The organism is Acidovorax sp. SRI_002 (genome assembly GCF_057586455.1).
On the sequence record NZ_JBYCZW010000008.1, the window covers coordinates 45865 to 60173 of the forward strand.

Annotated in this window: 15 protein-coding genes; 12 read left to right on the plus strand and 3 right to left on the minus strand. The window is 65.4% G+C overall.

Features of this window, described 5'->3' with window-relative positions; genetic code table 11:
- The first annotated feature begins 282 nt into the window (after window positions 1-282).
- Window positions 283-999 carry an RNA polymerase sigma factor FliA gene (locus AC2YJX_RS21120; protein WP_121421293.1) on the plus strand — a complete coding sequence of 239 codons (717 nt, stop codon included), beginning with the start codon at window positions 283-285 and terminating at the stop codon, window positions 997-999.
- 263 nt (window positions 1000-1262) lie between these two features.
- Here the strand turns inward: AC2YJX_RS21120 and AC2YJX_RS21125 are convergent, their stop codons facing one another.
- The 3 genes from AC2YJX_RS21125 to flgA form a co-directional block, all read right to left on the minus strand.
- Window positions 1263-1637, minus strand: coding sequence for a hypothetical protein (locus AC2YJX_RS21125; protein ID WP_121508443.1), 375 nt, complete (start codon window positions 1635-1637; stop codon window positions 1263-1265).
- 71 nt (window positions 1638-1708) lie between these two features.
- Window positions 1709-2029 carry a flagellar biosynthesis anti-sigma factor FlgM gene (flgM, locus tag AC2YJX_RS21130; RefSeq protein ID WP_121508442.1) on the minus strand — a complete coding sequence of 107 codons (321 nt, stop codon included), beginning with the start codon at window positions 2027-2029 and terminating at the stop codon, window positions 1709-1711.
- A 93-nt stretch (window positions 2030-2122) separates the two neighbouring features.
- Complete coding sequence (gene flgA / locus AC2YJX_RS21135; RefSeq protein ID WP_228898966.1) at window positions 2123-2923, minus strand: flagellar basal body P-ring formation chaperone FlgA; 801 nt, start codon at window positions 2921-2923, stop codon at window positions 2123-2125.
- 220 nt (window positions 2924-3143) lie between these two features.
- On the opposite strand from flgA, the gene flgB reads away from it, so the two are divergent.
- The 11 genes from flgB (at window position 3144) to flgL (ending at window position 14280) form a co-directional block, all read left to right on the plus strand.
- The gene (flgB, locus tag AC2YJX_RS21140; protein ID WP_431150866.1) at window positions 3144-3602 is read left to right on the plus strand and encodes a flagellar basal body rod protein FlgB; all 459 of its coding nucleotides are present in this window, start codon (window positions 3144-3146) and stop codon (window positions 3600-3602) included.
- A 36-nt stretch (window positions 3603-3638) separates the two neighbouring features.
- Entirely contained in the window at window positions 3639-4043 is a 405-nt protein-coding gene (gene flgC / locus AC2YJX_RS21145) for a flagellar basal body rod protein FlgC (RefSeq protein ID WP_121421298.1), read from the plus strand.
- A 15-nt stretch (window positions 4044-4058) separates the two neighbouring features.
- A complete protein-coding gene (locus AC2YJX_RS21150; protein WP_431150867.1) occupies window positions 4059-4715 on the plus strand; it encodes a flagellar hook assembly protein FlgD in 657 nt (218 codons plus the stop codon).
- Window positions 4716-4754: 39 nt separating this feature from the next.
- A complete protein-coding gene (gene flgE / locus AC2YJX_RS21155) occupies window positions 4755-6035 on the plus strand; it encodes a flagellar hook protein FlgE (protein ID WP_121421300.1) in 1281 nt (426 codons plus the stop codon).
- 58 nt (window positions 6036-6093) lie between these two features.
- Window positions 6094-6834 carry a flagellar basal-body rod protein FlgF gene (gene flgF, locus AC2YJX_RS21160; RefSeq protein WP_121421301.1) on the plus strand — a complete coding sequence of 247 codons (741 nt, stop codon included), beginning with the start codon at window positions 6094-6096 and terminating at the stop codon, window positions 6832-6834.
- A gap of 37 nt (window positions 6835-6871) precedes the next feature.
- Window positions 6872-7654 carry a flagellar basal-body rod protein FlgG gene (gene flgG / locus AC2YJX_RS21165; protein WP_121421302.1) on the plus strand — a complete coding sequence of 261 codons (783 nt, stop codon included), beginning with the start codon at window positions 6872-6874 and terminating at the stop codon, window positions 7652-7654.
- A gap of 29 nt (window positions 7655-7683) precedes the next feature.
- The gene (locus AC2YJX_RS21170; protein WP_431150868.1) at window positions 7684-8376 is read left to right on the plus strand and encodes a flagellar basal body L-ring protein FlgH; all 693 of its coding nucleotides are present in this window, start codon (window positions 7684-7686) and stop codon (window positions 8374-8376) included.
- A 383-nt stretch (window positions 8377-8759) separates the two neighbouring features.
- Window positions 8760-9911, plus strand: coding sequence for a flagellar basal body P-ring protein FlgI (locus AC2YJX_RS21175; RefSeq protein WP_121421304.1), 1152 nt, complete (start codon window positions 8760-8762; stop codon window positions 9909-9911).
- 15 nt (window positions 9912-9926) lie between these two features.
- On the plus strand, window positions 9927-10847 hold the full coding sequence (gene flgJ / locus AC2YJX_RS21180) for a flagellar assembly peptidoglycan hydrolase FlgJ (RefSeq protein WP_121421305.1): 921 nt from the start codon (window positions 9927-9929) through the stop codon (window positions 10845-10847).
- Window positions 10848-11022: 175 nt separating this feature from the next.
- Window positions 11023-12999: a flagellar hook-associated protein FlgK gene (gene flgK, locus AC2YJX_RS21185; RefSeq protein ID WP_055398315.1), complete on the plus strand. Its 1977-nt coding sequence runs from the start codon at window positions 11023-11025 to the stop codon at window positions 12997-12999.
- 27 nt (window positions 13000-13026) lie between these two features.
- The gene (gene flgL, locus AC2YJX_RS21190) at window positions 13027-14280 is read left to right on the plus strand and encodes a flagellar hook-associated protein FlgL (RefSeq protein ID WP_055398316.1); all 1254 of its coding nucleotides are present in this window, start codon (window positions 13027-13029) and stop codon (window positions 14278-14280) included.
- Window positions 14281-14309 lie beyond the last annotated feature (29 nt).

Here is a 14309-nt window from a genome sequence, read left to right on the forward strand (position 1 = left end):
GGAGCCGTTGACTAGAGCGTGTTATGCACTTTTACGTACCCACGTTGACCCCAGAGGCTGGTGATCGCAAGGCGCAGTGCGCAGCCAAGGCCGGGGCCTTGACAAGTGCTGCAACGCGGCGAGTGCCTGCCTCTGGGGTCAACCCGGAGGGAAAGCCGGGGCAAGGCCCGGCCACGTCGTTGCAGGCCGCTGGCAGTATTGATACTGCGGCGCGTCCTGCGTCTCGTTGCCGGGCCTTGCCCCGGCTTTCGTGGGCACGTAAAAGTGCATAACACGCTCTCTATGTACACCGCCAAAGGCCAGCTCGATCGTGATGCGATGATCCGCCAGCACGTCCCGCTGGTGCGAAGAATCGCGCACCACATGATCGCCAAGCTGCCTCCCAACGTGGAGCTGGACGACCTGATCCAGGTTGGCATGATGGGCTTGGCGGAAGCCCTGTCGCGCTACGAAGTGGCCCAGGGTGTGCAGTTCGAGACCTTTGCCACCCAGCGCATCCGGGGCGCCATGCTGGACGAACTGCGCGAGGGCGACTGGATGAGCCGCAGCTCCCGCAAGAGCCAGAAAGACATCGAACACGCCGTGCACCGGCTGGAGCAGAAGCTGGGCCGCAGCCCGCTGGAGTCTGAAATTGCCAGCGAGATGGGCATGAGCTTGGTCGAATACCAAAGCCTGCTCGGCAAGGTTCGGGGTACACAACTGGTGTATCTGGAGGACATGACGCATGGCAACGAGGACGATGACGGCTTTCTGGACCGCCATGTGGCAGACGCCGACGCAGACCCTCTGGAATTGCTGCGCGACCAGCGGCTCAAGATGTCGCTGGTGAATGCCATCAAGACCCTGCCCGAACGCGAGCAGCACATCATGGGCATGTACTACGAGCACGACATGAATCTCAAGGAGATCGCGGCCGTGCTGGGGGTGACCGAATCTCGGGTGTGCCAGCTGCACAGCCAGTCCATCGCACGCCTGCGGGCCAAGATGCGGGCGCATTGACTACCCCCTGAGTCGCCTTCGGCGCCTTCCCCCTGAAGGGAGACGCCACCAGTGGTCTGGCGGAGCCAGTTCCACGGTGGCACTGGTCGGGGGCTGCGACCGTTTCAGGGGTAACCGCGCCGAGCAGACATCGAAGTTCAATCCTCCGGCCTTCACTGGTAACGGTCAAAACAATAGATGCTTGCACTTGTAATCCGTGGCTTTGAGAGGTTTTTCCTCTCAAAGCCAACAGGGACAAGCGCCAGCAGCTATCTTTTTTTGGCTCAACCAGCCGATTTGTAGATACGGGCCACGCCGGGCTTGCCGGCCTGTGCGCCCCGACCGTCGCCGTAGGTGGAGGGTGTGCCCGCCTGCGGCACCAAGCCTGCCACCTGGCGATCGGCATTCACGGCCAGGCGCGCCAGGCTTTCGCGGTGCACGGCAAGCATGTCGTCAATGGCCCGGGCTCGTTTTTGCAGCTGTGCAGGCACGGGCAGACCCCTGGCTGCAGTCTGCTCAAGAACACGCGCGAACTGGGCCGCTGCATCCCGCAGGGCCACACTGTTCTTTTCCAGGGATTGGGGGTCTGCCGCGAGAAGGGCGGCGGAGACTTTTTCGATCAGCTGTTCAACAGCCGAGAGGGATTCTTCCAGGGACATGGCGCATTGTGAGGTGGATAGCGCCTGCCTGCCAAGTCTGTCAATAAAGGTGCGTGCGGGACGCTGAGGAATCAACCGCGCGAGCGGGCCAGGATTTCCTGGGCGTTGGAGAGCATCTTGTCGGCAATGGCTTCGGCGTCCACCGAGAAAGTGCCTTTTTCGATGGCCGCCCGCACCGCCTTGACCTTGCTCGCATCAAAATCACCTGTGGAACGGGATGTCTGGTCCAGCGCGCGGGCAGCGGTGGAGACGGTGACGGGCACACCGGCGGTTGACACAGCCGCAGCGTCTTTGGCGGCTCCTTCAGCAGCGCTGGCAGGACTTTTGGCTTGCTTGGCAAGCCCCGTCTGCGCCAAGGCGCCCGGGAGTTCCGGTTTTTGACCAATCTTCATCGCTCTCTCCACCACCCCGTTTGATGTGGGGCACAGTAGCAATGTTTTCGACCCATTTGGCCCGGACTTTAGCCATTTATCACCGCCCCGTCATCAAAGAGCGACGACCACCGTCCCAACCTCATTCACAGTTCCACTGACTATCCTGCCATTATCCATACGTATGCGAACAATCTGCCCCGCAGCGCCTGCCGACATGGCCTGCCCTGCGGAGGTGACTGCATAGCCAGGGCCCTGGGCAATCACCTTGACCTGGGCGCCTGCGCGAAAGAGCTGGGGGGGCCGCACCATGGTCTGGCGCAATGCCTGGCCGGCCACCAGCTGGCGCGCGGCGACCTGCCCGACCCACATTTCCGGGTTGGCCATCACGGCTGCCGACTCTTCGGCCCAGTCCACTTCCGCCTCGGTGGCGTCATTGGCGGTCAGCACCGTCCCCGGAGCCACCGGGCCGGTCAGCACCCAAGCCGGGCCAAATGCCTTGACGGTCACCGGCAGGTAAACGTTCCATGCGGTTTGCCCCTCGACACAGCGCAGCCCCAGGCGGGTGCGGCCCCACAGCCGGGCGCCGACCGGCAGGTAGGGTTCGACCCGCGCGCACGGCGCCAGCCGCAGCCGCGAGTCGAGTGAGCCAACGCTCACTTCCATGCGCAGCGGCAAGCCGGAGGCCTGGTTGCGCGACATCGCGTCATCCAGCCAGCGTTGGGTCAGCGGGCCCAGGTCGGCACTGGGGTCGGCTGCCGCCTGGGCCAGCGCGGCCCCGCTGCTGCCAGCCACTGCAGTCAACCCCAGCACCACCGCCAGAGCGTGCCGAGCCACAGCACGCCGCCCGGCGATCGCCAGAGCGCCAGCGCGAACCAAAGGGGACACGAAGGGGAAAACGAAGATCGATGGCATGGGGCCTCCTGGGCATCGCAGGTCAACAGGTCTGACCGCGCGGGGCGGCAAAGACTCTTTCACGACTGGAACTATAGGCAGGCGAGCCCTGCGCAAAACCCGAAACTGCGCACCCATTTCCGCGTTCTTCGCGCTTTAGAAAAAAGCGGCGGCTTTCACAATCGAACCACGCCGGAAACCCCCAACCGGCTCCTATTGCAACCCAGGGTGTGAGGCAACCATGCTTGACAAGATGACCAACCGGCTGGACTTTCTCGGCAACGCACTCGTGGTGCGTGCCGAGCGCCAGCGCGCCATCGCCAGCAACATCGCCAACGCTGACACCCCGGGCTACGTGGCACGCGATTTCAGCTTTGGCGATGCGATGCGCGAAGCCACGGGCTTGGGCTCGGGCGTGACCCGCCTGGCCACGGGTGGCTCGGTGGGCACCACGGGCAACCTGGGGGCCAAGGGCGCCACAGACCCCCGCCACATTCCGCTGCCAGCGGCCAGCACGGGCACCGGCGCACCCGGCACGCTGGGTTATTCCGTGCAGACCCAGCCCAGCCTGGACAACAACACGGTGGACCTGGACCGCGAGCGCGCCAACTTTGTCGACAACGCCGTGCGCTACGAAGCCACGCTGCGTTTCATCAACGGCAACGCCAAAACCATGCTCAGCGCGATCCAGGGCCAATAAGCCATCCGCAGTGCAGCGCAGAAAGCGAATCTCCCCATGTCCATGTTCTCCATCTTCAGCGTCTCGGGCAGCGCCGTCAGCGCGCAGTCGCAGCGGCTCAATGTGGTGGCCAGCAACCTGGCCAATGTCGATGCCGTGGCAGGCCCCGACGGCCAGGCCTACAAGGCGCGCCAGGTGGTATTCCAGACCGCCCCCATGGGCGCGGACAGCTCGGCCGGTGTGCGCGTGAGCTCCATCAACGAAAGCAACGTTCCCGGCCGCCGTGTGCACGACCCCAGCCACCCGTCGGCAGACGCGGAAGGCTATGTGACGCACTCCAACGTCAACGCCGTGGAGGAAATGGTCAACATGATCTCCGCCTCCCGCTCTTACCAGAACAACGTCGAGGTCATGAACACGGCCAAGTCGCTGCTCCTCAAGACCCTGCAGATGGGCCAGTAACTCTAGGACGCCACCATGATCCTCAACTCCGCCACCAGCGCGCCCACGGTCACCGATGCGACCGGCACCAAGGCCAACGCCGCCACCGACCCTGCAGCCGCGCAGGACCGCTTCCTGAAACTGCTGGTTGCACAGCTGAACAACCAGGACCCGATGAACCCGCTGGACAACGCCCAGATGACCTCGCAGATTGCGCAGATCAACACGGTGACCGGCATCCAGCAGCTCAACCAGACGATGGAGAGCATGTCGGCGCAGTTCAACTCGCTGCAGGTGATGCAGGGCACGGCCCTGATTGGCCGCAACGTGATGACCGAAGGCTCGACGCTGGCCGTGGCCGACAAGGCCGGCAAGGGTGGCTTTGAGCTGGCCTCGGCCGCCACCAAGGTGAAGGTCGAGGTGATGACCGCTGGCGGCCAGGTGATCGAGACCATGGATCTGGGTGCCAAGGCTGCAGGGCGCCACACCTTCGAGTGGGATGCCAGCAAGTACACCGGCTCCAGCGAGGGACTGCAGTTCCGCGTCAGTGCCGTCAATGGTTCGACCAAGATCGACAGCACGTCGCTGGCCCTGTCCAAGGTCACGGCCGCAGGTGCCGAGGACGGCCAGCTGGTGCTGACCCTGGCCAACGGCAAAACCATCAACTACAGCCAGATCAAGGCCCTGGTCTAACCCGGCCGATTCAGTGATAGCCCCCATCAGGAGAACACCATGAGTTTTCAGCAAGGCCTCTCTGGCTTGAACGCCGCCAGCAAGAACCTCGACGTCATCGGACACAACATCGCCAACTCCAACACCGTCGGGTTCAAGGCCTCGCGGGCCGAGTTTGCCGAAATGGTGGCGTCCGCCATCGGCTCGTCCGGCGGCACCAATGCGGGCATTGGCGTCGAAGTGGGCGCGGTCTCCCAGCAGTTCACACAGGGCAATCTCACGATCACGGGCAACAGCCTGGATGTCGCCATCAACGGCAACGGCTTTTTCACGCTCACGCTGCCCGATGGCACACCCGCCTACACCCGCTCCGGCAACTTCAAGCTGGACAAGGAGGGCAACATGATCACCAACGACAACGCCAACGTGATGGGCTACCCCGTGGACCCGGTCACCGGCCTGCGTTCGGGCACCGACCCCATCCCGATGGTGTTCCCCACCTCCGAGCCCATCCCTGCCAAGCAGACCACCACGATCACGGCAGCATTCAACCTGCCGGCCACGGCCACCGATGCGGCCGGCGACCCTGCCGCCACGCCGCCCATCCCGGCCACACCGCGCGCCACCTACGGCACGTCGATCAACGTGTTCGACAGCCAGGGCGTGGCCAAGCCAGTGAGCCTGTACTTCCAGAAGACCGCTACCGACAACACCTGGGACGTGTACGACCAGCTGGACGACCCCACGGCAGTGCCTCCCGTGGTGGCAACTCCTATAGGCCAGATCACGTTTGACAACAATGGCGCCATCACGGCCCCCGTGGCCACGCCCCCCGCCACGGGCTTCGCGCTCACGCTGAACGTGAACCCGACCCCGCCCAACCCCAACAACCTGCCCGCGTTTGATGTGGCGGTGAGCCTGGACAAAGTCTCACAGAGCGGCAACAAGTTCTCGGTCTCCAACCTGAGCCAGGACGGCTACACCACGGGCGAGCTCACGGGCATCAACATCGAGAACAACGGGATGATCATGACCCGTTACTCGAACGGCGTGACCCGTGCGGAAGGCCAGCTGGCGCTGTCAAGCTTCCGCAATACGCAGGGCCTGGCTTCGGTAGGCGGCAACAACTGGGTCGCCACCTTTGAATCCGGCCAGCCGGTGGCTGGCACGGCCACCGACGGCAACTTTGGGTCGCTGCGCTCGGGCGCGCTGGAAGACTCCAACGTGGACCTGACCGCCGAGCTGGTGAACATGATGACCGCACAGCGCGCGTACCAGGCCAACGCCCAGACCATCAAGACGCAAGACCAGGTGATGTCCACCCTGGTGAACTTGCGTTGATCGGGAACGGTTCGTAAGAACTCTGCACTGAAACAGCCCTGGACAACGGAGAGCCCCCATGGACCGCATCATTTACACCGCGATGACGGGCGCCAACGCGGCCGCCCACCGGCAGGCCGTGTTGTCCAACAACCTCGCCAACGCCTCCACCCAGGGGTTTCGTGCGGAGATGTCCACCTTCCGCTCGGTCCCGATCCAGGGCGATGGCTCCAAAACCCGTGTGTTTGCGCTGGAGGCCACCTCGGGCCACGTGAGCACGCCCGGCCCGGTGCAGCGTACCGGCCGCAACCTCGACGCCATGGCCGTGGGCAATGCCTGGTTTGCCGTGCAGGGACTTGACGGTACCGAGGCCTACACCCGCGCCGGCACCTTTGAGGTGTCGGCCACGGGCCAGCTGCTCACCCCCACCGGACTGCCCGTGCTGTCCGATGGCGGCGCGCCCATTGATGTCCCGCCGGGCGCCGAAGTCACGCTGGGCTCGGATGGAACGGTCACTGCCAAGGCAGCGGGCCAGCCCGCGCAGGCCATTGGCCGCCTCAAGCTGGCCACTCCCACCCCGGAAGACCCGCTCAAGCGCGGCGACGACGGGCTGTTTCGCACCACGTCCGGCGACCCGATTGCCAATGACGCCAACGCCCGCATGCTGGCAGGCGCAGTGGAAGGCTCGAACGTGAATCCGGTCGAAAGCATGGTCGGGATGATTGCCGCATCGCGTCAGTTCGAACAGCAGATGCGCCTGCTGCAGTCCGCCGAAACCAACGACAAAACCGCCAGCCAGTTGCTGAGCATGAACGGCTGAGGTCGCGCCCCGCGCCGCCACGCCAAAAGGAAGCACCATGATCAACTCCCTCTGGATCGCCAAGACCGGCATGTCTGCCCAGCAGACCCAGCTCGACGTCATCTCGCACAACCTGGCCAACGTCTCCACCACCGGCTACAAGCGCAACAACGCGGTGTTCGAGGACCTGATCTACCAGAACCTGCGCCAGGTGGGTGCCAACACCACCGAGCAGAACCAGCTGCCCACCGGCCTGCACCTGGGCCTGGGCGTGCGCACGGTGGCCACCAGCCGCAACTTCGTGCAGGGCAGCCTGCAGGAGTCCAAGAACAACCTGGACGTGGCCATCAACGGCAATGGTTTTCTGGAAGTGACCATGCCCGACGGCACCATCGGCTACACGCGCGACGGCTCGTTCCAGGTCGATTCGCAAGGCCGCCTGGTCAACTCCAGCGGCCTGCCTGTGGCCAACGGCATCACGGTGCCCGCCAACGCCACGAGCGTGACCATCAGCGCCGACGGCGTGGTGTCGGCCACCGTACAGGGCAACACCCAGCCCCAGCCCTTGGGCAACCTGGCGATGTCGGCCTTCATCAACCCGGCCGGCCTCGAGCCCATTGGCCAGAACCTGTTCAAGGAATCGGCCGCCTCGGGCCAGCCCCAGCAGGGCACGCCCGGCACCAACGGGCTGGGTATTCTCAAGCAGGGGTTTCTGGAAGCCTCCAACGTCAACGTGGTGGAAGAGCTGGTCACCATGATCCAGGCACAGCGTGCCTATGAGATGAATTCCAAGGCCATCCAGACTTCGGACCAGATGCTGGCCAAGCTCAGCCAGCTGTGATCCCGATGCCGACACCAGGAGCTTCCGCCATGCTGCCGTTCACACGCCTTTTTGCCCTGCCCGCCGCCGTGGGCGCGCTGCTGCTCACGGGCTGCGCCGCCACCCTGTCGCCGCCGCCGCCGGTGGACATCCTGCCGACCACACCACCACCACTGGCCGCAGCGCACCGTGCACCACCGCCCGTGACCGGGGGCCTGTTCCACAACGCCAGCTACCGCCCCGCGTTCGAAGACCGCCGCGCACGGCTGGTGGGCGACAACGTCACGATCATGATCGTCGAGAACGTGACGGCCAGCCAGAAATCCTCGTCCACCGTGGACCGTACCTCGGAGGCCTCGGCCGGCATCACCAACCTGCCTTTCGTGAAAAAGTCGCTGGCCGACCGCACCACGCTCGGCGCCGGTTCGGAAAGCACCTTCTCGGGCAAGGGCGGCACCGAAAGCGCCAACACCTTCACCGGGTCGATCACCGCCACCGTGGTGGACGTGCTGCCCAACGGCCACCTGGTCGTGACGGGCGAGAAGCAGATCGGCGTGAACCAGAACGTGGATGTGCTGCGCTTCTCGGGCACCATCGATCCGCGCGCGCTGCAGCCGGGCAGCATTGTCAACTCGACCCAGGTGGCCAATGTGCGAGTGGAATCCCGTGGCCGTGGCGCACAGAACGAAGCCCAGGCCTTGGGCTGGATGAACCGGGTCTTCAACACGATCACGCCGTTTTAGGGTTTCACCCCCTGAGGCGCTGCGCGCCTTCCCCCTCTCTCTACGCGCTGCGCGCTACGGGAGGGGGACGCCGCCAGCGCGGCGGGGCGGCCCTTGCGCGGCGGCCCGCGCTTTGGCCGCGCCAGTTTTGACGAGCACTGGGCCGTGGGATGGCTGCGATTGTGTAGTCGATCTCAAAATCGCTATCTTATTTATAGCTATTTACGCTTATCTATTAAGCGACAGCGGCCATTTTTATTCATATTTCACCTTGCAGCTTGACCCGGACCAACCGCCCGGGCGCACGGTACGCCACCGCCATTTCCCATCCGCTCGGGAACCCATGCAATAGGCCGGTGAACCCGCTTCTTTTTGGGTTTTAGTTCCTGGCGGGGCCGCCCACAATCGGTGTCATGAAAGCCTTGTCCCACTCCCTCTTGTCACGCCCCGTGCGCGCGCTGTGGCTGTTGCTGGCCCTCGTGGCCGCCGGTGTGGCGGTGCCCGCCCATGCGTTGCGCATCAAGGAAGTGGCGGCGGTGCAGGGCGTGCGCAGCAACCAGTTGACGGGCTATGGCCTGGTGGTGGGGCTGGACGGCACGGGCGACCAGACCACGCAGATGCCTTACACCACGCAGGCCATGTCCAACTACCTGCAGCAGATGGGCATCAGCCTGCCGCCTGGCACGGCGAACCAGTTGCAGCTCAAGAACGTGGCGGCGGTGATCGTCACGGCACAGCTACCGGCCTTTGCCCAGCCCGGGCAGATGATCGACATCAACGTGTCCTCCATGGGCAACGCCAAGTCGCTCAAGGGCGGAACGCTCATCGTCACGCCCCTGCGCGGCGCCGACGGCGAGATCTACGCCCTGGCCCAAGGCAATGTGGTGGTGGGAGGCGCGGGCGCCTCGGCGGGCGGCAGCAAGGTGCAGATCAACCATCTGAGTGCAGGCCGGGTTCCGCAAGGCGCACAGGTCGAACGCGCCGTGCCCACACCCCTCAACGAGGGCGACACCATCAACCTGGGGCTCAATGCCTCGGACTTCCAGACCGCACGCCGCGTGGCGCAGGCCATCAACACCAAACTGGGTAGCGGCCTGGCCACGGCGCTCGACGGGCGCACCGTGCAAGTGCGCGCACCGCTGGACCCCGGCGCCCGCGTGGGCTTCATCGCCGACCTGGAAGAACTGCCCCTCGAGGCGTCCACTCCCTCGGCCAAGGTCGTCATCAATGCACGCACCGGCTCGGTGGTGCTGAACCAGGCCGTGACGCTGGGCCCCTGCGCCATTGCACACGGCAACCTGTCGATCACCATCAGCTCCACGCCCGTCATCAGCCAGCCCGCTCCACTCTCGCAAGGGCAGACCGTGGTGGCGCAGCAAAGCGACATCCGCATCAACCAGGAACCGGGCAACATCATCCAGATGCCGGCTTCACCCCAGCTGGCGGACGTGGTCAAGGCGCTCAACACGCTGGGGGCCACGCCGGGCGACCTGCTGGCCATCCTGCAGGCCATCAAGGCCGCCGGCGCCCTCAACGCCGAGCTGGAAGTGATCTGACCCCGGGGAGCAACCATGGCCCTCACCCTGCCCTCGTCCAGCACCACCAGCAGCACCTCCAATGCGCTGGCGGTGGACATCCGCTCGCTCAATTCGCTCAAGTACGACGCGGGCACGGCCAACAACGCCCAGACCACGCGCGAGGTCGCCAAGCAGTTCGAGTCGCTGTTCATGCGCGAGCTGATCAAGAGCATGCGCGACGCCACGATGAAATCCGGCCTCATGGAAGGCGAGCAGGCCAACCTGGGCCAGGACATGCTGGACCAGCAGCTGTCGGTCAGCATGTCGGGCCAGCAGGGCGGGCTGTCTGAAGCGATTGCACGCCAGCTCTCGCGGCAGATGGGCGGGGCCGACGCCAATTTCTCCGTGCCTTCCACACTGAGCCTGCCGCAGGCGCTGCCCCGCACAGCGTCCTCGGCCACCGGCACACCGGCCGAGGCCACTGGACCCGCGCCCAAGGGCCGCGATGGTTTTGTGCAGCACCTCTCGGGCACCGCCGAGCGCGTGGCCCAGGAGAGCGGCATTCCGGCCAGCTTCATGCTGGGCCAGGCTGGCCACGAAACCGGCTGGGGCAAAAGCGAGATCAAACACAAGGACGGCTCCAACTCGTTCAACCTGTTCGGCATCAAGGCCGGCAAGGGCTGGACAGGCAAGGTGGCCGAGATCACCACCACCGAATACATCAACGGCAAGGCCCAGAAGGTGACGGCGAAGTTCCGCGCCTACGACTCGTACGAGGATTCGTTCCGGGACTACGCAAAGCTCATCAAGGACAGCCCGCGCTACGAGAAGGCCGAATCCGTCGCCCAGTCCGGCTCGGCCATGGCCTATGCCTCGGCGCTGCAAAAGGCGGGCTACGCCACCGACCCCGAGTACGCCAAAAAGCTCGGCGGTGCCATCAATAGCGTGCTGCGCACGCTGCGCGCGCAGGCTTGACCATGCAAACACCCCCTGAGTCGCTTCGCGCCTTCCCCCTCTCTCGCTTCGCGGGAGGGGGACGCCCCCAGCGCGGCGGGGCGGCCCTTGCGCGGGGGCACTGGCTAGGGCCGCGCGAGTCTCACGCGCTGGGGGTGCAGGCAGCGCTGGGGATCACTGAAATGCGAGGTGAGTCATGAGCTTGCTCAACGTCGGCGCCCGCGCCCTGTTGGCCAACCAGGTGGCGCTGCAGACGGCGGGCCACAACATTGCCAACGTCAACACGCCCGGCTATTCGCGCCAGACCGTGGTGCTGCAGACCGTGCAGGGTCAGTTCACGGGCGGCGGCTACATCGGCCAGGGCGTGGATGTGCAGACCATCCTGCGCAACCAGAGCGAGCTGCTCACGCGCCAGTCGGCCACGGCGGGTTCGGTGCAGTCGTCCGACATCGTGCGGGCCGAGCGCCTGCGCCAGCTGCAGGAGGTCTTCAGCGGCGGCACGGCGGGCCTGGGTGCAGCCATCAATGACATGATGAATGCGTTCTCGGACGTGGTGAGCGCCCCCACGGACATCACTGCGCGCACCGTGGTGCTCACGCGCATGGACGAAACCGCCTCGCGCATGCGTGCGGCCGCCGACCGCATCAACGAAATCCAGTACACCGTGACCGAACAGCTGCAAAGCAGCATCACCGCCGTCAACAGCCTGGCCGGGCAGATGGCCAGCGTGAACGAGCAGATCGCGCGCGCCAAGGGCAATGGCCAGACTCCGAACGACCTGCTGGACCAGCGCGACCAGATCATCCGCGACATCAACCAGTACGTGCAGACCACGCAGATCCCGGCTGACGATGGCACCGTGGGCCTGTTTGTGGCGGGCAGCCAGCCGCTGGTGCTGGGCACCACGGCCACCAGCCTGTCCATCGATGACGCGACGGCCTTCCCCGGCAGCGGCCAGATCAAGCTGTTCTTCAACCGGCCCGGTGCGCCAGCCGTGGAGATGGACGAGAACGTGCTCGGCGGGGGCTCGATGTCGGGCCTGCTGCGCTTTAACAACAACGATCTGGCCGAAGGGCGCAACCTGCTGGGCCGCATGGCCATGGCCATCGGCATGACGATGAACGACCAGCACAACCTGGGCCTGACGCTGGACGGTGCGCTGGGCAAGGACCTGTTCGCGCTGCCCGCCAGCATGCCGGGCCACACCAACGGCGCGGGCGTGGGCACGGTGTCCTTCACCGGCCCCACGGAGTTCGCGGCGTCGGACTACGAAATCCGCTTTACCACCGGCACGGCCGGGCAGGTGGTGCGCTTGTCGGACGGCACGTCCACCCCGTTCACCGACGCGGCCAACCTGGCCACGCTGCAGATCGACGGCCTGAACTTCAACCTGACCACGCCCGGCAACCCCGGCGAGCGCATGTTGTTCAAGCCGTTCAGCACGGCGGCGGCCAACATCCAGTCGCTGGTGTACTCACCGCGTGATCTGGCTGCGGCCAACCCCATCAACGCGGCCATGGGCACCTCCAACGGCGGCACGCTGCAGCTGGCGGGCCTCAAAGCCACGGGCCTGCCCAATCCGCCGGGGCTGGTTCTGCCGCCCAACGCCAACCCGGCGGCGTTGCCCCCCATCCTGGGCGGTATCCAGCTGCAGTTCACGGCCGGCCCGCCCACCACGTACGACGTGCTGGACCGGGGCACTGCGCCCCCCACCACCATTGCCGCTGCGCAGCCCTACACGCCGGGTGCACCCATCTCGATCAACGGTTGGGAGATCAAGCTGCAGGGCAGCCCCAACACGGGCGACACCGTCGTGATCGGCAATGCATCGGACCCGCAGTACGGCGACATCTTCACGCGCAACGCGGGCAACGCGAGTGCACTCATGGGCCTGCGGGACGTGAAGATGTTCGACGAATCCACACTATCCGACGGCTACGCAGGGGCCATGGCCCAGGTGGGCACCCGCACCCAGAGCGCGCTGTTCGCGGCCGAGCTGTCCACCACCATCGCGGCCAACCTGGAACGGGACCGTACGGCGATTTCGGGCGTGAACCTGGACGAGGAGGCTGCAAGGCTGATCCAATACCAGCAGGCGTACCAGGCATCGTCCAAAATGATCCAGATTGCGCAAAACATCTTTGACTCGCTGCTGCAGGGCCTGGGCCGCTGACGGCGGGACAGGAGTTAGGAGTTCGACATGAGTAACAGCATCTACCGCCTTGGCACGGCCAACATGTATGACAACGCGCTGCGCAACCTGGGCACGCGCCAGACCAACCTGTCGAACCTGCAGGAGAACCTGACCTCGGGCAAACGCGTGGTGCGGGCCAGCGATGACCCCGTGTCGGCCGCGCAGGCCGAGCGCGCCATCAACCGGCTGGCACGCATCCAGACCGAACAGCGCGCCCTGGAAACGCAGCGCAACGCCATCGCGCAGGCCGAGTCCGCCCTGGGCGACGCAGTGGACTTGGTGCAGAACTTCCGCGAACTGGTGGTGAACGCCGGCAGTGCGGCTCTGACCCCCAACGACCGCAACACCATCGCCAACCAGCTGCAAGGCCTGCGCGAGCAGCTGCTGGAAGTAGCCAACCGCAAGGACACCAACGGCGTTCCCCTGCTCAGCGCCCTGGGCAGCGCGCTCGCGCCGTTCCTCGGTCCCCTGAGCACCAGCCCCGACTACAGCTTTGAAGGACTGCCTGGCCAGACAGCCAGCAGTGGCGTGTCGATTCCCAACACCCTGGATGGCGAAGCCGCCTTCATGTTCGACCCGCAGCGCGATGGTGTCTACACCGCAGGCGTCAGCGCCATTCCCTCCAGCCGCTTCCTCAACACCACGGCGGTCACCCCCGTGGACCCGAGCCTGGTAACGGGCGACAACTACACCATCACCTTCAGCGCGGTCGGCCCGGGTGCCACACCCGGCACCACCACCGCCACCTACACGCTCACCAACACCACCACAGGCGCCGTGTCACCGGCCGTGGTGGTGCCCGACTATCCCACCGATAAGCCAGTGACCATCGCCATCACCAGCATCCCGGGCCTGAGCTTCGACATCAAGGGCAACCCTGCCACCGGGGACACCATTACCCTGCAGCCCAGCCCGAGCATGTTCAGCACCCTGGACAACGCGATCCGCGACATCCGCAGCGCCCCCGACAGCAATGCAGCGGCGCAGGCAGTGGGGCAGGCCCTGGGCAACATGGACATTGGCCTGGAACGCCTGCACAACATGCGCGGCTACGCAGGCGAGCTGCTCAACCGAGCGGACCGCATCACGGGCGACCAGGAAAAGCGCTCCATCCAGCTCGAAGGCGACCGCTCGCGGGCCGAGGATCTCGATATGATCCAGGGAATTTCAGACTTCCAGAATCAGCAGGTGGGCTACGAGGCAGCGCTCAAGTCCTATGCGCAGGTTCAGAAGCTGTCCCTGTTCAATTTCATCAGTTAAAGCGGGCCTGCCCACGCTGCACAGCCCCG

Bases quoted from the DNA above. Each gene is read 5' to 3' on its own strand.
- AC2YJX_RS21120 (WP_121421293.1), top strand. From the start codon at position 283: ATGTACACCGCCAAAGGCCAGCTCGATCGTGATGCGATGATCCGCCAG.
- AC2YJX_RS21125 (WP_121508443.1), bottom strand. From the start codon at position 1,637: ATGTCCCTGGAAGAATCCCTCTCGGCTGTTGAACAGCTGATCGAAAAA.
- flgM (WP_121508442.1), bottom strand. From the start codon at position 2,029: ATGAAGATTGGTCAAAAACCGGAACTCCCGGGCGCCTTGGCGCAGACG.
- flgA (WP_228898966.1), bottom strand. From the start codon at position 2,923: ATGCCATCGATCTTCGTTTTCCCCTTCGTGTCCCCTTTGGTTCGCGCT.
- flgB (WP_431150866.1), top strand. From the start codon at position 3,144: ATGCTTGACAAGATGACCAACCGGCTGGACTTTCTCGGCAACGCACTC.
- flgC (WP_121421298.1), top strand. From the start codon at position 3,639: ATGTCCATGTTCTCCATCTTCAGCGTCTCGGGCAGCGCCGTCAGCGCG.
- AC2YJX_RS21150 (WP_431150867.1), top strand. From the start codon at position 4,059: ATGATCCTCAACTCCGCCACCAGCGCGCCCACGGTCACCGATGCGACC.
- flgE (WP_121421300.1), top strand. From the start codon at position 4,755: ATGAGTTTTCAGCAAGGCCTCTCTGGCTTGAACGCCGCCAGCAAGAAC.
- flgF (WP_121421301.1), top strand. From the start codon at position 6,094: ATGGACCGCATCATTTACACCGCGATGACGGGCGCCAACGCGGCCGCC.
- flgG (WP_121421302.1), top strand. From the start codon at position 6,872: ATGATCAACTCCCTCTGGATCGCCAAGACCGGCATGTCTGCCCAGCAG.
- AC2YJX_RS21170 (WP_431150868.1), top strand. From the start codon at position 7,684: ATGCTGCCGTTCACACGCCTTTTTGCCCTGCCCGCCGCCGTGGGCGCG.
- flgJ (WP_121421305.1), top strand. From the start codon at position 9,927: ATGGCCCTCACCCTGCCCTCGTCCAGCACCACCAGCAGCACCTCCAAT.
- flgK (WP_055398315.1), top strand. From the start codon at position 11,023: ATGAGCTTGCTCAACGTCGGCGCCCGCGCCCTGTTGGCCAACCAGGTG.
- flgL (WP_055398316.1), top strand. From the start codon at position 13,027: ATGAGTAACAGCATCTACCGCCTTGGCACGGCCAACATGTATGACAAC.